The following is an 18,247-nucleotide window of genomic DNA, read 5'->3' on the forward strand; positions in this document are numbered from 1 at the left end:
CCTAATGACAGCAACCTATTCGACGACCGACCGAACCAGTAGAGCGCGAGGCGGTACGCGATGAGCCTCGAAGAGTCCGGGCCGGAGGAGACGACCCCCGCCGTCGAGCAGACGCGGGAGGAAGCGCTCGCCGACCTGCTCGGCGACCTGGTCGTCGGTCGCGACGACCACAAGAACGCTCCGGCGTTCGTCATCCGAGCGGACAAAGTACAGGAGACGCTCTCGCTCTTGAAGAACGAGGCGGGGTTCGACCATCTCTCGCTCCTGTCGGCGCAGGAGTACGTCGACCGGTACGAGTCGATATACCACATGAAGAGGTACGCCGACCCGACCGACGAGGTCAGCATCGTCGTACCCACGCCCAAGGACAATCCCGTCAGCCAATCCGCCGAGCCAGTGTTCCGGACGGCGGACTGGCACGAGCGCGAGTCGTACGACCTCGTCGGCATCGAGTACGAGGGCCACCCCGACCTCCGTCGCATCTATCTACCGGAGACGTGGCAGGGCCACCCGCTGTCGCTTAACTACGACCAGGACCGGCCTCAGATCGTCACGCTGCGCGAGAACATGAACCCGCTCCAGGAGGACCGCCGAATCCCCGGCGAGGACGACCAAGACACCGACACGATGCTGCTCAACATCGGGCCGCATCACCCGGCCACCCACGGGGTGCTCCACCTCAACTGCATCCTCGACGGCGAGCAGGTCGCACACGTCGACCCCGACATCGGCTACCTGCACCGCTGCGAGGAGCAGATGTGTCAGAACGGCACCTACCGCTACCAGATAATCCCGTACGCGGACCGCTGGGACTACACGGCGAACATCCCGAACGAGTGGGCCGTCGCGCGGGCCATCGAGCACCTCGCAGACATCGACGTGCCCGAGTACGCGGACATCCTCCGGACGATGTCGGTCGAACTCGGGCGGATGCTCGGCCACTTCCTCGCCGTCGGGACGTTCGCGCTCGACGTCTACGGCGACTTCACGGCCATCTTCATGTACGCCGTCCGCGACCGCGAGAAGGTCCAGAACATCATGGAGGACCTCACGGGCCAGCGGATGATGTTCTACTATTTCCGTCTCGGCGGCGTGGTCTGGGACCTCCCCGAACCCCGAGACGAGTTCTTCGAGAAAGTCAGAGATTTCCTCGAAGAGCTGCCGCCGACGCTCGAAGAGTACCACGACCTCATCACCGGTAACGAGATCCTCCAGTCGCGGACCGTCGACGTCGGCGTCCTCCCGCCGGAGGTCGCGAAAGACTACGGCGTCACCGGTCCCGTCGCCCGCGCCTCGGGTATCGACTACGACCTTCGACGCGACGACCCCTACGGCTACTATCCGGAACTGGATTGGAACGTCTGCGTCGAGGACGGCTGCGACAACTACGCGCGGATGCTCGTCCGACTGCGCGAGGTCGAGGAGTCGGCGAAGATCGTCGGGCAGTGCATCGACATCCTCGAAGACTGGCCCGAAGACGAGCGGAACATCCAGTCGAACGTACCGCGGACGCTGCGCCCGGAGGACGGCACCGAGACGTACAAAGCGGTCGAGGCGGCGAAGGGCGAGATGGGCATCTACATCCGCGCCGACGGCACCGACTCGCCCGCGCGATTCAAGATTCGCAGCCCCTGCTTCAACAACCTCCACTCGCTGCCGGAGATGGCCAACGGCGAGTACGTTCCCGACCTCATCGCGGCGCTCGGCAGTCTCGACATCGTCCTCGGGTCGGTCGACCGCTAAAGAGAGCCGCGGCGAAGTCGGGGCGTTCAGTCGTCGGTGCTGGCCATGATTCGGTCCAGCCCTTCGATGTCGAGAGAGCCCGTGAGGTTGCGGTTCGGGAACGGGATGTTGATTCCCTCGGCGTCGAACCGCTGTTTGACTGCCGTGACGTACTCGCCGCGCGTCTTCACGAAGTCCGAGCGACTCGGCTGTGAGATCCAGATGCGCGATTTGAGCACGACTGCGGAGTCGCCGAGTTCCGTCAGCCGTACCGACGGTTCGGGGTCGGCGAGGATGTCGTTGCGTTTCTCGGCTTCTTCGAGGATGATGTTCGTCGCTTTCTCGACGTCGTCATCGTAACCGATGCCGAACGGCACCTGCAGGCGGAGTTTGCTCTTCGCGACGGGGTTTTTGATGACGCCGTCGGTGAGGTGCGAGTTCGGCACCGTCAGCAGTTCGTTGTCGAACGTTCGGACGCGCGTGACGCGGAAACTGATGTCCTCGACGATGCCGGAGTTGCCGTCCCACTCGATCCAGTCGCCGATGCGGAACGGTTTGTCGGTGAAGATGAACACGCCCGCGACGAAGTTGGCGATGACGTCCTGCATCGCGAAACCGATGGCGAGCGTCGCCGCCGCACCGATCGTCGCCAGCGCGGTGAGGATGTTCCCGAACCCGGCGGCCGCGAATGCGACGCCGACGGCGACGAAGAGTATGACGACGCCGAGCAGTTTCCGCAGCGGTTTCTGGGCGTGCGCCTCCAGGCCTCGATTGTCGAGAAGTCGACCGGTGACCGGCAGGAGGAGCAATCGACCGACGAGGAACACTGCGACGAAGACGACGAGGAAGGTGGTCGCGGAATCGACGGCGTTGGCGTATGTAACGCTCTCCTCGAGACCGAACGTGTTGACGAGGAACCTCGCGAGAGGTCCTCTCGGCTCCGTCTGCAGCAGGAGGCTCATCAGTGGAAGACCGCCGTGTTACCGCGCGTCTCCACCAGTTCTGCGTTCACCGCCTCGGCGAGTTCGTCGGCGAGTTCTTCCGTCGAGCTACCGCCGCGGGCCGCCCGGAGGAACTTCACCTTCACCAGTTTTCGCTCGTCGAGTTGGTCGCGCAGCTCCTCTGTCACCGCGGCGATACCGCTCTTGCCGACCCAGACCGTCACGTCGAGGTCGTGGGCCTCTTTGCGTAACTCGTTGTCTACCATCTGTCCCGTCGTAGCGACGCGGGAGGTTTCAACCTTTAGTTACCGACCGGCGTTACCGGTCGCTCGGAAGACGCCGAACAGTTCACTCAGGTGCGGTACGGGTACCGGCCGATCTGGCCGCAGTCGCAGCGAATCACCACGTGTCCGTTTTGGAGCCGAACGCGGGCGTTGACGCCCGCAACGAGGTACGCGTCGCAGGTGTCGCAGGAGAAGCGTTTGAACTCGCGGGGGAGGCCGCAGCGGTTCCGCTCGGAGAGCCGGCGAGCGAGGCGGACGTACTCGCGGGAGCGGTCGAACTCGCGTTCCCTGGTCGCTTCGCGGGCGAGTTCGTGTAACCGCGCGATGCGCTCCTCGGCGATGCTCGGCATTCGTCCTGTACTGGGTCGGGGTTTTCTGATAGATGTTCCGAAGCGCTTCCGATTCACTTCGACTCGTTGTCTGGGAGGGAGAGTTTGACTGCACGACGTCGTTGAACGACTGTGGACACCTCGAAATCACCACCCGATGGTGGTCCGTCCGGCAACCGAAGGTCGGGCTTTCGAGGCGTTCTCCGGCGTGAAGAAGTTCCGAGCTATCCCCCTCGTCTATCATCGAACGGCCCAAAGCCGCCACACTAAAAGTCGTCCCCTGCGAACCGACAGAATCGTGCGCGTCCTCAACTACCTCGAACTCGCCTCGCAACTCCACCGAAGCGGCATCGGGACCTCGACGGACCACCAGCGGGCCGCCCTCGAAGGGACCGACGTCGAGGTGGTCACCTCGCCGTGGCGCGGCGGGTCGCCGACTCGCATCCCGCTCAGCGCGCTCCGCGGGCGCAACCCCGTCGTCGAGTTCGACGTCGCTCACTGTAACCTCATCGGGCCGGGGAGCCTCGCGGTCGCCCGGCACGCCAAACACTACGAGAAACCGCTCGTCCTCCACAGCCACGTCACGAGCGAGGACTTCGCCGAGAGCTTCCGCGGGTCGAACCTCGCCGCGAAGCCCCTTCGACGATATCTCCGGTGGTTCTACTCGCAGGCGGACCTCGTGCTCTGTCCCAGCCAATACACGAAGGAACTCCTCGAATCGTACCCGGTCGACGCTCCCATCCGGTCGATATCGAACGGCGTCGACGTCGCGTCGCTCGACGGGTTCGAGGGGTTCCGCGAGGAGTACCGCGAGCGCTTCGACCTCGACGGCCTCGTCGTCTTCACCGTCGGCAACGTCTTCGAGCGCAAGGGACTGACGACGTTCTGTGAACTCGCCGAGGAGACCGAGTACGAGTTCGCGTGGTTCGGTCCCTACGACTCCGGGCCGCAGGCGTCGAAGGAAGTACGATACTGGACCGAGAACCCCCCGGAGAACGTCACCTTCACCGGGTGGGTCGACGACAAGCGCGGCGCGTTCGGCGCGGGCGACGTCTACCTCTTCCCGACGAAAAACGAGAATCAGGGCATCGCCGTCCTCGAAGCGATGGCCTGCGGGAAGGCGGTCGTCCTCCGCGACATCCCCGTCTTCGAGGAGTTCTACGCCCACGGCCACGACTGCCTGAAGTGTTCGACGCGCGCGGAGTTCCGCCGCGCGCTCGACCTCTTGGCGCGCGACCCCGACCTCCGAGAGCGACTCGGCGAGAACGCGAGAGAGACCGCGGCCGAGCACAGCCTGGAGCGCGTCGGCGAGGAACTGGTCGAAGCGTACGAAGACGTCTCGGCCGGGCGGGTTTGAGCGTCGCCGAAGCGGTCCCGACCGACGGTGAAAGTCACAACGACTTAACCCCGAGTCTCCGAATCACGTGACAATGCACTCGGTCGTCGCGTTCACCGACACCTACCTTCCCACGGTCAACGGCGTCACCTACACCGTCGAGTCGTGGCGCGACCGCTGGCGGGCCCGCGGCGGTCGGATGGACGTCGTCTATCCCGACTCGAACGACTACGACCCCGAAGACGGCGAGTACCCCATCCGCAGCCTCCCGTTTCCGTTCTACGATGGGTTCCGGTTCGGCCTGCCGCGCGTCCCACGGACGGTGCGCGACGTCGACATCGTCCACGCGCACACGCCGTTCGCGCTCGGTCTCGGCGGCCTCCGTCTCGCTCGTAGGGAAGACCTCCCGTTTGTCGTCTCCTATCACACGCCGAGCAGCGAGTACGCCTCGTACCTCACCTCGCGCGAGCGGTTCGAATCGGGTATCGAACGCCTCTCGGAGTCGTACGAACGGTGGTTCCTCGGCCACGCGGCGGCCGTCGCCGTCCCGAGCGAAGCGACCAAGCGCGACCTGCGGCGTCGTATCGGCGACGACGTACCCATCCGCGTCGTTCCAAACGGCGTCGACGTCGACCGGTTTCGTCCCGTCGACGCGACGGCGTTCCGCGAGCGCCACGGCCTCACAGATTCAGAAACGCTCGTCGGCTACACGGGTCGCCACGGTCACGAGAAACGTCTCAGCGACATCGTCGACGCCGTCGACGGACTCGACGCGACCGTCGTCTTCGGCGGCGACGGCCCCGCGCGCGAACACCTCGAAGCCAAAGCGCGAAAACGCGGCATCGACGCCCGGTTCCTCGGCTTTCTCGACCGGGAGGAACTCCCGGCCTTCTACAGTTCGCTCGACGCGTTTCTCTTCCCGAGTCCGGTCGAAACCCAGGGGCTGGTCGCGCTCGAAGCCAATGCCTGCGGGACGCCCGTCGTCGGCGTCGACTGCGGCGCGCTCTCGGACACTATCGAGGAGGGCGTCACCGGCTACCACTACGACCTCGGCGACACCGCGGGCTTCCGGGCGGCTATCGAGCGGACGTTCGCCGAGGCCGACGAACTCAAACGACGGTGTCTCGACCGCCGGGAGTCGATGAGCGTCGAACACGCCGTCGACCGACTCGCAGAGATGTACGACGCGATCTCGGCGGAGGCGTAGCGAGAAAAGTCGGCGGTCGACTTACCGGTCTTCGAGCGCGTCGGCGATGCGCTGGAGCTGTCGGGTCTGGTCGCGGACTTCGTCGCGGAGCTGTCGGACCTCGCGGACGAGCGCCTCGTTGTCGTTGCGGCTCTCCTCGGGTCGGCCGCCGGGGCCGCCCGCGCCCGGTCCGCCGCCCATGCCGCCGGGACCGCCGCCGCCCATCATGCCGCTCATCATCTGCGCGAACGGGTTGCCGCCGCCCATGCCGCCGGGGCCACCGGGGCCGCCACCGCCGCCCATCATCTCGGCCATCGGGTCCTCGCCCTCCTCGCCGCGCTCCTCTCGCTCCTTCGCGCGCCGCTCTCGAATCTCCTCGACGCGCTCGCGGAACGATTTTTCTTCCCCCTCTCCGTCGCCGGAGTCGGCGTCGATGTTCTCCTCGGCTTCGACGTCTACGTCCTCGGACTCTGTCGGCTCGTCGGGTTCGTCTTCTGGCATGGGTCGCCGTTCGCACGCCACGCCGAAAAGCGTTGGCACTCAGGCGACGGAGTGCCGGCGTCTGGCGATTTCGACGGACCAAGAGAAGCGCTCGGCTCGAGTACGCCCGCCGCGAGTAGACCCCCGACGCCCGCTCCGACTACCACCGCACGTTCACCCCACTCGGACACTTGACCGCTGCCGTACCGCGGAACCGTTGCCAAAGTCGGAGTCGTCACTCCCTCTCGAAGTGAGTTTGCGCAGTGAGATGGTAGATTTCACCACCCAACACCTCGGTGGGACGTACTCGAAGACCGTCCAATTCGCCTCTCGGGCTGGCTCACAACTCACCCGAACGCGCCGAGGCTCGACTGGAGATTCCGGTCGCTCTCGCCCTCGCGGAGCTCGTAGCCGACGAGGTCGCGCATGTCGACAGCGTAGGTCGTACCCGCGTTGTCGAGGACGAGCAGTCGACCTTTCGTGCCGATGACGCGCCCGGCGGCGAGGGTCTCCCCCACCGGTTGGGTGTCGAGGCCGAACCCGTAGTCGAATTCGAAGGTGTCGAGCGGGTCGAACTCGGCGAGCAGCGCCTCCCACCTCTCGGAGTCGACTCTCCGGTGGAGACCCGCCCGCTTCGTCGGCACGCGCACCCGGTCGGTTAGGTCGCGCGCGAGTTCCGATTCGATTTCGCGGGCGATGCGGCCGTTCTCGACGGTTCGGAGGTGAGCGGCCCTGTCGGCACCCTGCTCTCGAAGGCGGGTGTCGAGTCGCCACTCCTTCGTGACGCCGACTTTGAACACGTCGGGCGCGAACGCCGCGAGGTAGATGGCGTGGTCGTCGAAGCAGTCCATCTCGTCTTTGAGACAGGTGCCCGTACAGCGCGCGCAGACCCACGTGCTCCGGTGGTACTCGCAGTACGGCGCGTCGTCGTTCCCGCAGGCGTGGTGCCCCTCATCGGCGACGGTCCCGGCGCAGTGGCGCTCCCCGAGTCGGTACGTGAGTTCGTCGCCGGCGTCGAGCGAGAGGTACTCGACGTCGGTCGGGTCCGTCGGTGTCCCATCGCCGAGTTTCGTCCCGTCGCTCGGCGCGAGGTAGAGTCCTCCATCGAGCGAATCGTAGCCGACGACTTGCACGGGTACCGGTATCAGTTCCGACGGTAAAAGCGTCTCTTTCGGCGACGTGCGCCGTCGTCGCGCGACACGTTCTCGAACCGTCCCCCTACCTCCCGAGCCGGACTGTTCGACACCGACGAGAGAACGACCGTCACGACTGTCGCGTCGGTCGAAATTAGAGATAAGCGACAGTGGTCCGAACCATCCGAAGAATGTCGAGACAGTCAGCAGCGACACGCAGAGGGGTGTTGCGGGCAGTTGGTGGGGGTGCGACGACCGGACTCGCAGCGGGGAGCGTTCGGGAGGGGGACGGAAACGCCGGTGACACCGTCGAGGTGAACGTCGGACTCGATGCGACCGCCGAAGGTGCCGGTTTCGACGTCGTTCGCCGAGCCGCGACCCGAGTCGTTCGGCCGTTCGCGTTCGACGCGCTGACGGTCGAACTCCCGCGAGAGGCCGTGGCGACGCTTCGGCGACGCCCCGAGATCCGGTACGTCGAGGTCAACGGGACGATGCGGACGTACCAACAGTCGACTTCCCAGGCGGTTCCGCACGGTATCTCCCGTATCGGCGCGCAACTCGCCAGCGAGGCGGGAATCACGGGCGACGGCGTCGACGTCGCTATCGTCGACTCCGGCGTCGACTCCGACCATCCGGACCTCCGCGGGAATCTCGGGGAGGGACGGGCGTTCGTCAACTGTCGGGGTCGGCCGCGACTCTGCCGAGTCACCGGCAACGGGAACGCCTGTAAGACCGACTGGGACGACGACGACAACCACGGGACGCACTGCGCGGGCGTCGTCGGGGCCGTCGACAACGACGAAGGGGTCGTCGGCGTCGCCCCCGAGACGACGTTACACGCGGTGAAAGTCATCTACTGCGCCGGTGTCGGTCTCGTCTCGGACATCGCCGCCGGTATCGAGCACGTCGCCGACCGGGGGTGGGCCGTCGCGAGTCTGAGTTTCGGGTCGCAACGCCCGACGAACCTCATCCGCGACGCCTGTCGGTACGCTGCCGAGGAAGGGGTGCTGCTGGTCGCCGCCGCCGGCAACGGCCGCGCGCGGCCGAACACGGTAGGGTTTCCGGCGACGCTGCCGACGGTGTTGGCCGTGAGCGCCGTCGACCGTAACGGCGAGTTCGCCGCCTTCTCGTCGACGGGACCGCGCATCGATATCGCCGCCCCCGGCACGAACGTCCGGTCGACGGTCCCGGGCGGGTACAGGACGTACTCGGGGACGTCGATGGCGTGCCCGCACGTCGCCGGGGCCGCGGCGCTACTCGTCTCGACCGGTCTCTCGACGACGGAGGCCCGGGAGCGACTCGTCGGAACCGCCGACGACCTCGGTCTCGGACGGGCGAAACAGGGTGCCGGCCTGCTGAACGTCGCGGCCGCGCTAGGTCTCGGCGACGACACCGACTGATATCTTCTCCCTCATATTCGACTGTATCTTTCCGTATCAGGACAGTAATTTATCGGCAACATAATTCAATTCCTAAAGATATAAAATAGATTAATACCTCTAGCTGGCTGCAATGCCAGATGATACCACGGGGGTAACTCGACGGAACGTGCTGAAGACGACGGGCGTAACGGTCAGCGTCGGCGGGCTCAGCGGACTCGCAACGGCGAAAGGCAACGACAATCTCGTCGAAGTGAACGTCGGCTATCGAGGAAAGAGCGGCAGACGAGCGGCCGAGAGCGCCGCATCTTCGGTCGTCCGCCGCTTCAACTTCGACGCGATGACCATCCGCGTCGACGAGCACGCGGTGAAGGGCCTGCAGAACCGCGGCGACGTTCGCTACGTCGAGACGAACGGTCAGATGCACGCGTTCGCGCAGTCGACGCCGTACGGAATCGACCGCGTCGACGCGGAGGTCGCGCACGCGAACGGCGAGACCGGCGCGGGTGCGGACATCGCTATCCTCGACTCCGGTATCGACTCCGACCACCCCGACCTGCAGGCGAACCTCGGCGACGGCAAGGCGTTCGTCTCGGCGAGAGGCCCGTACGCCGAACCGTGGGACGACGACAACGACCACGGCACCCATTGCGCCGGGACGGCCGACGCCGTCGACAACGACGAGGGCGTCGTCGGCGTCAGCACGGAGGCGACGCTGCACGCGGTGAAGGTGCTCGACAAGCGCGGCAGCGGCTCGTTCTCCGACATCGCAGCGGGTATCGAGTACACCGCCGACCAGGGCTGGGACATCGCCAGCATGAGCCTCGGCGCGTCCAGCGGGTCGCAGACGGTCAAGGACGCCTGTACGTACGGCTACGACAACGGCGTGTTGCTCGTCGCCGCGGCGGGCAACTCCGGCCCCTGCAGCGACTGTGTCGGCTACCCCGCCGCCTACGAGGAGGTCATCGCCGTGAGCGCCACCGACAGCGGCGACCAGTTGGCGAGTTTCTCCTCGACCGGTCCGGAGGTCGAGATCGCCGCGCCCGGCGTCGACGTCGAGTCGACGGTCCCCGGCGGCGGCTACGACGTGTTCTCCGGCACCTCGATGGCGTGCCCGCACGTCGCCGGAGCTGGCGCACAGTTGATGGCCAACGGCTACACGAACGCCGAAGCCCGCGACCGGCTCACCTCGACGGCCGAGGACGTCGGCCTCGCGTCGAACGAGCAGGGCGCGGGACTGCTCGACGTCGCGGCGGCGCTCGGCCTCGACTCCTCCGACGACCTGTAACCCCCGGAAGACCCGGAGAGTTATTCCCCGCTTTTCCGTACCCAACGTATGCTCACAGCAACGCTCACCGCGACGCCGCAAGAGGAGTACGTCGAGTTCGAACTGACCGTCGAGAATCGCGGAGACGAGCGCGTCACGCTCTCGTTCCGCGACGCCCGACGGGCGGAGTTCGTCGTGACGGACGCCGACGGCGACAGCGAGGTGTGGCGCTGGAGCGACGGCCGCATGTTCGCGCAGATGCTCGGCAGCGAGACGCTCGACCCGGGCGAGTCGATGACGTTCGAGGGCGTCTGGGACGACCCGGAGCCGGGCGAGTACGCCGTCGTCGGCGAACTGGCGGCCGCCGACGCGGGGGCGGAGGCGGAGACGGCGTTGTCGGTGTAACTCCCGCTCCCCTCCGCGCCTCTTCCCGTCTCCCGCTCGCTTCTCACCGCCTGCTTCCTTCAAGTGCCGGTGTCGGAAACGACGGTCCGGGGGCTCTGCGCCCGTCGTGACCTTCCAGATGCCACGGGAGACGCGACGGGGGGTGACCACCTCTATCTTCAACTGGCCTCGAAACGTGTTATATATATGAACGCTGAACTCGACGGGCTCGACCGACAAATCCTCCACCTACTCCAGGTCGACGCCCGCGGCAAGAGCGATACGAGTATCGCCGCCGAGACCGGCGTGACGAGTACCACCGTCGCCAATCGAATCCAGAAGCTCGAAGAGCGAAAGATCATCCGTGGTTACCACCCCGATATCGACTACGAAGCGGCGGGCTATCCGCTCGTCGTCTTCTTCGTCTGCACGGCCCCCATCGCCGAACGGTCGAAGGTGGCCGAATCGATACTCGGAATGCTCGGGATCGTGAGCGTCAGAGAGATCATGGCCGGTAACGAGAATCTCCACATCCAGGCCGTCGCCGACTCGACCGCCCGAATCGAGTCGATGATAGAGCAACTCACCGACCGCGGCGTCGAAATCGGTCAGAGTTACCTCGTCGCCCGCGAGCTCGTCCAACCGTGGGACCACTTCCATCCCGAGGGACTCGAGGAGGAGGACGTTTCCTGAACCGGCGACCACGCCGACGAGAGCTGATCTCTCAGCGTCAAAATGTAAATTAAATTATACTATTTCCCCGATACCTCATATATACACTATTATAAATATTCGAAATTTAAGCCGACCGGCAGCGGCCTCTGGATATTTTAAAGAGTATAGATATCTGTGAAAAAAGATATTAGGTGTCCCGAAGCGTGGAGACGGGACGATGAGCTCGCTCGATACGCAGAAACTGAACACGATATTCGAGCTGTTGGAGAACCCGCGCCGTCGGTACGTGCTGTACTCGTTGCGGCGGAACGCCGCCTCGATGGAACTGGACTCACTCGCCGAGCGGGTCGCCGAGTTGGAGGCGAGCGACGCAAGTGCGAGAGCCGACGACGACCACGTGCGAACCGTCCGGGTGGCGTTGCATCACGTCCATCTCGCGAAACTCGCCGACGCGGGCGTCGTCAGCCACGAACCGGGCCGGGAGACGGTCGAGCTTGCCGAAACCGAGGGATTCGATCGGTTTCTCGACCAAGCGGTACGTGTCGACTGTCCGATGTAACCTCCTCTCCGACATCGGCGATAACGCATCCGTGCGGTGGGTTCGTTCGACGGGCCGCCCGAGAGGCGTCTGAAACCAAAACCGAGTAGCCGTTATCGTGACGCGCGTTCGGCGCGGAGTTCCTCGTACAGTTCGGCCGCCGCGCGTTCGACCGCCTCGTCGCTGGACGTCGACGGTTCGTAGCCGAGCGCGGAGAGTTTCTCGATGGAGAGGCGCATCTTCGGCACGTCGCCCTTCCACCCGCGCTCGCCGCCGGTGTACTCGTACTCGGGGTCGAGACCCATCACGTCGGCGACGATGTCGGCGATGCGGTTGACCGAGGTGGTCGTCCGCGTCCCCAGGTTGTAGGTGTTCATCGACCTGTCGGCGTTCTCGACGACGTGGCAGATGGCGTCGACGCAGTCCTCGACGTACAGGTACGACTTCTCCTGGCGGCCGTCACCGAGGATGGTGAGCGTCTCGGGGTCGTCGAGCAGTTTCTCGATGAAGTCGGGAATGACGTTGCCGCGCTGCTTTGGACCGACGATGTTGGCGAAGCGAAACACCCACGCCGTGAAGTCGTACGAGTACGCGTACGTCGACATCAGCGCCTCGTCGGCGAGTTTGCTCGCGCCGTAGGCGCTGATGGGTTCGATGGGGGCGTAGTCCTCGGGCGTCGGCCGCGGGGCCTCGCCGTAGATAGTGGAAGAGGAGGTGAACGCGACGTTGTCGACGCCGACCTCGTCCATCCGTTCGAGGACGTTGTACGTCATCTCCGTGTTCTCCTCGAACAGTTTTCGGGGGTCCTCGTAGTTCGTGTCCGTGTACGCCGCGAGGTGGAAGACGATATCGACATCGTCGGTGATTACCTCGGCTACGTCTGCGGGTTCGCGCATGTCCGCGCGGGTGAACTCGACGCTGTCGGGGACGCGCGACTCGGTTCCTTTCGAGAGGTCGTCGGCGACGACCACGTCGTTCTCCGTCGACAGCTTCGCTGCGAGATGCGACCCGACGAGACCCGCTCCGCCGGTGACCACGACTCGCTTGTCTACGAGATTCATGCCCCAATTTCCGCCGACGGCAGTAAGTCGATTGTGGTCGCTCGCGCGCTGCGAGAGTCAGTTCGCGGCGGCGCGACTTCGTCCCTCGCCGAGTTCCGAAACCCCCTAACCGACGGCTCGCCTCGGACAGCGCATGCAAGGCGAATCCGAAGTCGTCGTCCTGCGACTCGGCCATAGACCGGGCCGGGACGACCGGATGACGACGCACATCGGGTTGACGGCGCGGGCGCTCGGCGCGGACCGCGCGCTCCTCGTCGGCGACGCGAATCAGTCGGAGGCGACGGTGCGAGACATCACGACGAGATTCGGCGGCCCGTTCGATGTCGAAGTCGTCGACTCCTACCGCGACACCATCCGCGACTGGGAGGGGACCGTGGCGCACCTGACGATGTACGGCGAGCGCGTCCAAGACGTGGAGGGAGACATCAGAGACGCACACGCCGATGGGCCGCTGCTCGTCGTCGTCGGCGCGGAGAAGGTGCCGTTCGAGGTGTACGACTATGCGGACTTCAACGTCGGCGTGACGAACCAACCACACTCGGAGGTGGCCGCGTTGGCGGTGTTCCTCGACCGCCTGTTCGAGGGCCGCGAACTCGAGCGCGGGTGGGAGGACGCCGAGCGCGAGGTAGTTCCGATGGAGACGGGCAAGCGCGTCGAAGAGGTAAAGTGAGAAACGGCGGTCGCTCGGAGCGACCGGGTCCGAACGAGATGGCGAACAGCCGGCGCTGAGAGACTCCGCGGCGGTGCGCCGGACACCCGCCTCGACCGACCGCGGACGGTGGTTAGCTCACAGCGTCGAGTCGTCCCGTTTTCGGACAAGAAGCTACGTCCGCTCGCGCTCCGACAGCGACAGACCAGACGACCCCGCTCGACGCCGTTATCCGGTGCTTTTAAACGATTCTGCGACAGAGTACTGTGATAATGGCTTTTGAGGACCTGCTGGGAGACCCTGTCATTCAGAAGTACCTCCACGAGCTGGTCGGTCCGACGGGGATGCCCGTCGCCGCCGCGCCGCCGGACGGCGAGGTCACCGACGAGGAGCTCGCCGAGGAGCTCGGTCTCGAACTCAACGACGTTCGTCGCGCGCTTTTCATCCTCTACGAGAACGACCTCGCGACGTACCGCCGCGTCCGCGACGAGGACTCGGGGTGGCTCACCTACCTCTGGACGTTCGAGTACGACAACATCCCCGAGAACCTCGAAGAGGAGATGCACCGCCTGCTCGACGCGCTCGAAGAGCGCCAGGAGTACGAACGAGCCCACGAGTTCTACCTCTGTGAGGTCTGCTCGATTCGCTTCGAGTTCGGCGAGGCGATGGACTTCGGCTTCGAGTGCCCCGAGTGCGGGTCGCCGCTGGAGTCGATGGAGAACAACCGCCTCGTCGACGCGATGAACCGGCGAATCGACGAACTCCGCGAGGAACTGAACGCCGACGTGACCGGCTGATGGTCGTTCTCGCAACCAAATGCTACGTCGAGGGTGACGCCCGCGAGCGGACGCTCGACAGCCTCCGGTCGCTCGTCGCAAACGAGATCGGCTCGCTCGACGTCGAGTTCACCGTCGGCGTCCGCCACGACGAGTTCGTCGCCGTCACCGTCGAGGGCGACGACGAGGTCGTCGCGCGCAACGCGCTGCGCGAGGAATGGGGCGAGATCCCGACGCATCTCGACGCTGGAGAGACGTACATCGGTACGCTCGAATCGTGGGACGACGACGGGTTCGTCCTCGACGTCGGCGAGGAGATTCGCATCCCCACCGACCGGATCGGTCTCGGACGGGGCCGACCCGACCAGATACGCGAGCGATTCGGACTCGTCCAGCACCAGCGCCTCAAGTTCGTCTACGGCGGCGACGACGAACCGTCGCGGCTCGCCGACGAGACGCGAGACCAGTTGTACGACTGGCGGCGCGGGGCGGGCCGCGTCAACGTCAACAGCGCCACCCGCGGCGAGGTTCGCGCGACGGTGAACCGCGCCGGCCACGCCAACGACATCGTCACCGTCGAGCGACTCGGCCTCCTCGAACAGAGCATCATCTGCGCGGAGGGGACCGACCCGCCGGGCCTTTTGGCCAGCATCGGGTCGTATCTTCCGTCGGAACTGCGCTGTGTCATCCCATGAACCGTCGACTGCTTCTGGCTTTGGCTGCCCTCGTCTTACTCGTCGCCACCTCGGGGTGTCTCGGCTTCTTCGGCGACGACGAGATTCCGCCCGACCGCCTCGACGGCAACGTCACCGGCGAGTACAACTGGGACGCCGACGCCGACGTCTCCATCAACGTCTCCGAGCGGGCGACGTACCAGGCGGTGTACCGCTTCGAGGGCGAGGAACTGAGCCTCTATCGAAGCGACGGCCTCGGCACGGAGAACCCCCTCCACGTCGAGGCGGTTCGCTACCGCTACCCGAACGGGACCGTCATCAACGGGACGACGCTCATCGAACGCGGTGGCACCATCGAAGAACAGCGGGACGCCGTCCTCGTCGAACCGCCGGCGGACGCACCCGACGGCCAAGCGGGTCAGTTAGCGTTCACGGGCCAGAGCACGCCGAAGCATTTCTCGCTACCGACGTTCGTCAAGGGTTCGTACGAAATCGTCCTTCCGGAGGACCGTCGCGTCGACGTGCCGCTACTCAGCAGTACGAGACCGAACCCCGACCGAGAGAGCGTCGAGGACGGCCGCGTCCACCTCTACTGGGACGACGTCCAGCGTGACGCGATCTCGGTCCGGTTCTACCTCGAACGCGACCTCTACATCTTCGGCGGCATCCTCGGCGTCTCCGCGCTCGTCGCACTCGTGGGCGGCCTCTACTACCGCCGGCGCATTACCGAGCTCCGGCGACAGCGGGAGGAACTCGGACTCGACGTCGACACGTCCGACGACAGCGGGCGGCGGCGGCCGCCGGGGATGTGACACCGTCAACCCGGCACTCGCATCGACGTCGATGCCGACGTTGACGTCGACGGATTCGATCTAACGGCAGTTCGTCGGGGAGAACGCGGGACTTTTCGACACGCCGCTCCTCTTTCGAGCGATGCGAATCGCAATCGTCAGCGTCGGCGACGAACTGCTCGTCGGCGACACGGTGAACACGAACGCGGCGTGGCTGGGCGAACGACTCGACGCGCGCGGCGCGACGGTCGAACGCGTGACGACGGTGCCGGACCGCCTCGCCGACATCGCACAGGTCGTCAACGAGTCGCTGGCCGCCTCCGACGCGGTCATCGTCACCGGCGGTCTCGGGCCGACGCACGACGACGTGACGATGGAGGGCGTCGCGGCGGCGGTCGGCAAGTCGCTGGAACCGCACGCCGAGGCGTCGGCGTGGTTCGCCGACCGCGGCGGTTACGCGGCCGATGACGGCGAACCGCGGACGGTCGAACTCCCGTCCGGTGCGCGCTTTCTCCCGAACGACGAGGGCGTCGCGCCGGGTGCCGTCGTCGAGTCGGTGTACGTGTTGCCGGGCGTCCCCGCGGAGATGAAGGCGATGTTCGAACGGGTCGAGAGCGAGTTCACGGGAACCGAGACGTACGTCGAGCACGTGCTCGTCGACGAACCAGAGAGTGCGCTCGCCGACAGACTGGTCGACCTGCAGCGTCGTTTCGACGTCACCGTCGGGAGCTATCCGGGCGACGGCGTCCGCGTGAAGATCAGCGCCACCGACCCGGAGACGGCGAGCGAAGCGGCCGGGTGGCTCCGCGAACACGCTACCGTCGTCGACGACTGAGTCGCAGTCGCGCTCGGGGCCGACTCAGCGGTAGAGGTAGAGCAACCAGCCGACGGTGATGAGCAGGCTCAACAGGAGGACGACGCCGCCGGTTTCGGCGGCCGGAAGCGACTGTTCCGACGCGAGTACGTACATGAGCGATACGTTATCAGGCACGCCGTTTAACTGTTGACGGTTCGCACTCACGGCCATCACACGACACCGCCGTCGCCGAATCGAAGTCGCGGATGCGAACTCAGGAGCGAGTCGGTCTATCGAACCACAGGAGACATGGGAAAGTTGAACTACGTCGCTGCGGTGGATTACCGCAATGGATGACCGCGCGGCGTCGCTGTCAGAAATGGCCGTGAGTGCCGCCTCGTGGGACCAATCGATGCCACCCAGCACGGCCGCCGCGGTAGCCGTCGCCGAAGCGAAAGGCATCGACCCCTGCGAGATGCAACAGCTCTACCAGGTCGTCGACCCGGACGCCCTCGACGCGCTGTTCGTCAGACAGTCGATGTCGTCCGTCGCGTTCGAGCTCTCGGGGTACGAGGTGCTCGTCACGAGCGGCGGCAACGTGTTCGTCTTCGAGGACAGTTAGGAACCCATCGATAAGGGAGCCGGTAGCGGTCTGCCCGGTCAGTTTCGTTCACGACACCGACGCTTCCGACTCGTCGATTCGGCGTGTTTTTGCCGTCGGCGCCGTAGCCTTCGAGTATGCGAATCGGCGTCGTCGTCAACCCAATCGCCGGGATGGGCGGACGGGTCGGACTGAAAGGGACGGACGGAAAAGTCGCGGAGGCGAGAGCGCGGGGTGCGGAACCGCGCGCCCCGGAGCGAGCACGCCGCGCGCTGACCGAACTCCGCGAGCGCGTCCCCGACGCGGAACTCGTCGTCTACGGCGGCGAGATGGGCGAAGACACCGCCCGTGCGGTCGGCTTCGACCCCGAAATCGTCGGCGCGCCGAGCGGCGAGGAGACGACGGCCGACGACACGCGGCGCGCCGTCGAGGCGTTCGTCGACGCCGGCGTCGACCTCGTGTTCTTCGTCGGCGGCGACGGCACCGCCGCCGACGTCGCCGAGGCGCTCGCCGACCGAGAACCCGAGACGCCGATGCTGGGCGTCCCCGCGGGCGTCAAAGTGTACTCGTCGGTGTTCGCCGTCTCCCCGGAGGACGCCGCCGGCATCGTCGCCTCCTTCGAGCGAACCGAACGCCGCGAGGTGATGGACATCGACGAGGACGAGTACCGCGAGGGAGAGGTCCACCCCGAGCTCCGCGCCGTCGCGACCGTCCCCGTCGCCGACGACCTCCAGTCCTCGAAGCAGTTGGGCGGCGGCACCGTCGAAGCCCTGGCCGAGGGCGTCGCCGACGACGTGGAACCCGGCGTCAACTACGTGCTCGGTCCCGGCTCCACCGTCGGCGCGGTGAAGGAGGCGCTGGGCTTCGAGGGGTCGCCCATCGGCGTCGACGTGTGGCGAGACGGGAACGCGCTCGTCCGCGACGCCAGCGAGTCGGAGATTCTCGACGTCCTCGGCGACGAGAACGTCATCGTCGTCTCGCCAATCGGAGGACAGGGGTTCGTCTTCGGCCGCGGCAACCCCCAGCTATCGCCCGCGGTCGTCCGACGCTGTTCGGTCGAGGTCGTCGCCTCGCGCTCGAAACTCGACGAACTCTCGGTGCTCCGCGTCGACACCGACGACCCCGAACTCGACGCGGAGTTGCGGGGATGGACGAAGGTCCGCGTCGGCCGATTCGAACGCCGGATGATGAAAGTCGTCTGAGCGTCACCGCTCCTTCGAGTCGACTCCCGCCGCTCGTTTCGGT

21 protein-coding genes are annotated in these 18,247 nt (G+C 65.9%); 15 read left to right on the forward strand and 6 right to left on the reverse strand.

Annotation, left to right across the window (positions count from 1 at the left end; all coding sequences use genetic code 11):
* Positions 1-60 precede the first annotated feature (60 nt).
* On the forward strand, positions 61-1,743 hold the full coding sequence (locus LAQ73_RS00195; protein ID WP_224269247.1) for an NADH-quinone oxidoreductase subunit D: 1,683 nt from the start codon (positions 61-63) through the stop codon (positions 1,741-1,743).
* A 26-nt stretch (positions 1,744-1,769) separates the two neighbouring features.
* Here the strand turns inward: LAQ73_RS00195 and LAQ73_RS00200 are convergent, their stop codons facing one another.
* The 3 genes from LAQ73_RS00200 to LAQ73_RS00210 all read right to left on the reverse strand — a co-directional run bounded on the left by LAQ73_RS00200 (position 1,770) and on the right by LAQ73_RS00210 (position 3,297).
* On the reverse strand, positions 1,770-2,684 hold the full coding sequence (locus tag LAQ73_RS00200) for a mechanosensitive ion channel family protein (RefSeq protein ID WP_224269248.1): 915 nt from the start codon (positions 2,682-2,684) through the stop codon (positions 1,770-1,772).
* Positions 2,684-2,929 carry a YhbY family RNA-binding protein gene (locus tag LAQ73_RS00205; RefSeq protein ID WP_224269249.1) on the reverse strand — a complete coding sequence of 82 codons (246 nt, stop codon included), beginning with the start codon at positions 2,927-2,929 and terminating at the stop codon, positions 2,684-2,686. The genes LAQ73_RS00200 and LAQ73_RS00205 overlap by 1 nt, the downstream gene beginning before the upstream one ends.
* A gap of 86 nt (positions 2,930-3,015) precedes the next feature.
* Positions 3,016-3,297, reverse strand: a complete 282-nt coding sequence (locus LAQ73_RS00210; RefSeq protein ID WP_224269250.1) for a ribonuclease P protein component 4 — start codon at positions 3,295-3,297, stop codon at positions 3,016-3,018.
* Between the two features lie 277 nt (positions 3,298-3,574).
* Here LAQ73_RS00210 and LAQ73_RS00215 point away from each other — a divergent pair, with 277 nt between their 5' ends.
* Both LAQ73_RS00215 and LAQ73_RS00220 read left to right on the forward strand, forming a co-directional pair.
* Entirely contained in the window at positions 3,575-4,633 is a 1,059-nt protein-coding gene (locus LAQ73_RS00215; protein ID WP_224269251.1) for a glycosyltransferase family 4 protein, read from the forward strand.
* A 73-nt stretch (positions 4,634-4,706) separates the two neighbouring features.
* Positions 4,707-5,819 (forward strand): glycosyltransferase, encoded by a 1,113-nt coding sequence (locus LAQ73_RS00220; RefSeq protein ID WP_224269252.1) that lies wholly within the window; start codon positions 4,707-4,709, stop codon positions 5,817-5,819.
* Between the two features lie 21 nt (positions 5,820-5,840).
* On the opposite strand, the gene LAQ73_RS00225 is transcribed toward LAQ73_RS00220, so the two are convergent.
* Together LAQ73_RS00225 and LAQ73_RS00230 are read right to left on the reverse strand one after the other, a co-directional pair.
* Positions 5,841-6,299 carry a hypothetical protein gene (locus LAQ73_RS00225; RefSeq protein WP_224269253.1) on the reverse strand — a complete coding sequence of 153 codons (459 nt, stop codon included), beginning with the start codon at positions 6,297-6,299 and terminating at the stop codon, positions 5,841-5,843.
* A 326-nt stretch (positions 6,300-6,625) separates the two neighbouring features.
* A complete protein-coding gene (locus tag LAQ73_RS00230) occupies positions 6,626-7,411 on the reverse strand; it encodes a DUF2797 domain-containing protein (RefSeq protein ID WP_224269254.1) in 786 nt (261 codons plus the stop codon).
* Between the two features lie 191 nt (positions 7,412-7,602).
* On the opposite strand from LAQ73_RS00230, the gene LAQ73_RS00235 reads away from it, so the two are divergent.
* The 5 genes from LAQ73_RS00235 to LAQ73_RS00255 all read left to right on the forward strand — a co-directional run bounded on the left by LAQ73_RS00235 (position 7,603) and on the right by LAQ73_RS00255 (position 11,675).
* Entirely contained in the window at positions 7,603-8,811 is a 1,209-nt protein-coding gene (locus tag LAQ73_RS00235; protein ID WP_224269255.1) for a S8 family peptidase, read from the forward strand.
* Between the two features lie 112 nt (positions 8,812-8,923).
* Positions 8,924-10,078, forward strand: coding sequence for a S8 family peptidase (locus LAQ73_RS00240; protein WP_224269256.1), 1,155 nt, complete (start codon positions 8,924-8,926; stop codon positions 10,076-10,078).
* Positions 10,079-10,126: 48 nt separating this feature from the next.
* Positions 10,127-10,462, forward strand: a complete 336-nt coding sequence (locus tag LAQ73_RS00245; RefSeq protein ID WP_224269257.1) for a BsuPI-related putative proteinase inhibitor — start codon at positions 10,127-10,129, stop codon at positions 10,460-10,462.
* Positions 10,463-10,648: 186 nt separating this feature from the next.
* Positions 10,649-11,134: an Lrp/AsnC family transcriptional regulator gene (locus LAQ73_RS00250; RefSeq protein WP_224269258.1), complete on the forward strand. Its 486-nt coding sequence runs from the start codon at positions 10,649-10,651 to the stop codon at positions 11,132-11,134.
* A 199-nt stretch (positions 11,135-11,333) separates the two neighbouring features.
* Positions 11,334-11,675, forward strand: coding sequence for a DUF7344 domain-containing protein (locus LAQ73_RS00255; protein ID WP_224269259.1), 342 nt, complete (start codon positions 11,334-11,336; stop codon positions 11,673-11,675).
* A 92-nt stretch (positions 11,676-11,767) separates the two neighbouring features.
* Here the strand turns inward: LAQ73_RS00255 and LAQ73_RS00260 are convergent, their stop codons facing one another.
* Positions 11,768-12,715, reverse strand: a complete 948-nt coding sequence (locus LAQ73_RS00260) for an NAD-dependent epimerase/dehydratase family protein (protein WP_224269260.1) — start codon at positions 12,713-12,715, stop codon at positions 11,768-11,770.
* A 133-nt stretch (positions 12,716-12,848) separates the two neighbouring features.
* On the opposite strand from LAQ73_RS00260, the gene LAQ73_RS00265 reads away from it, so the two are divergent.
* The 7 genes from LAQ73_RS00265 (at position 12,849) to LAQ73_RS00295 (ending at position 18,204) form a co-directional block, all read left to right on the forward strand.
* A complete protein-coding gene (locus LAQ73_RS00265; protein ID WP_224269261.1) occupies positions 12,849-13,385 on the forward strand; it encodes a tRNA (cytidine(56)-2'-O)-methyltransferase in 537 nt (178 codons plus the stop codon).
* Between the two features lie 251 nt (positions 13,386-13,636).
* A complete protein-coding gene (locus tag LAQ73_RS00270) occupies positions 13,637-14,161 on the forward strand; it encodes a transcription factor (protein WP_224269262.1) in 525 nt (174 codons plus the stop codon).
* On the forward strand, positions 14,161-14,835 hold the full coding sequence (locus LAQ73_RS00275) for a DUF2110 family protein (protein WP_224269263.1): 675 nt from the start codon (positions 14,161-14,163) through the stop codon (positions 14,833-14,835). The genes LAQ73_RS00270 and LAQ73_RS00275 overlap by 1 nt, the downstream gene beginning before the upstream one ends.
* Positions 14,832-15,626: a DUF5803 family protein gene (locus LAQ73_RS00280; RefSeq protein ID WP_224269264.1), complete on the forward strand. Its 795-nt coding sequence runs from the start codon at positions 14,832-14,834 to the stop codon at positions 15,624-15,626. The genes LAQ73_RS00275 and LAQ73_RS00280 overlap by 4 nt, the downstream gene beginning before the upstream one ends.
* 121 nt (positions 15,627-15,747) lie before the next feature.
* On the forward strand, positions 15,748-16,440 hold the full coding sequence (locus LAQ73_RS00285; protein WP_224269265.1) for a competence/damage-inducible protein A: 693 nt from the start codon (positions 15,748-15,750) through the stop codon (positions 16,438-16,440).
* A gap of 373 nt (positions 16,441-16,813) precedes the next feature.
* Positions 16,814-17,023 carry a HalOD1 output domain-containing protein gene (locus LAQ73_RS00290; RefSeq protein WP_224269266.1) on the forward strand — a complete coding sequence of 70 codons (210 nt, stop codon included), beginning with the start codon at positions 16,814-16,816 and terminating at the stop codon, positions 17,021-17,023.
* A gap of 116 nt (positions 17,024-17,139) precedes the next feature.
* A complete protein-coding gene (locus tag LAQ73_RS00295; protein WP_224269267.1) occupies positions 17,140-18,204 on the forward strand; it encodes an ATP-NAD kinase family protein in 1,065 nt (354 codons plus the stop codon).
* Positions 18,205-18,247 lie beyond the last annotated feature (43 nt).

It is taken from the genome of Haloprofundus salinisoli, from assembly GCF_020097815.1.
Lineage (GTDB): Archaea > Halobacteriota > Halobacteria > Halobacteriales > Haloferacaceae > Haloprofundus > Haloprofundus salinisoli.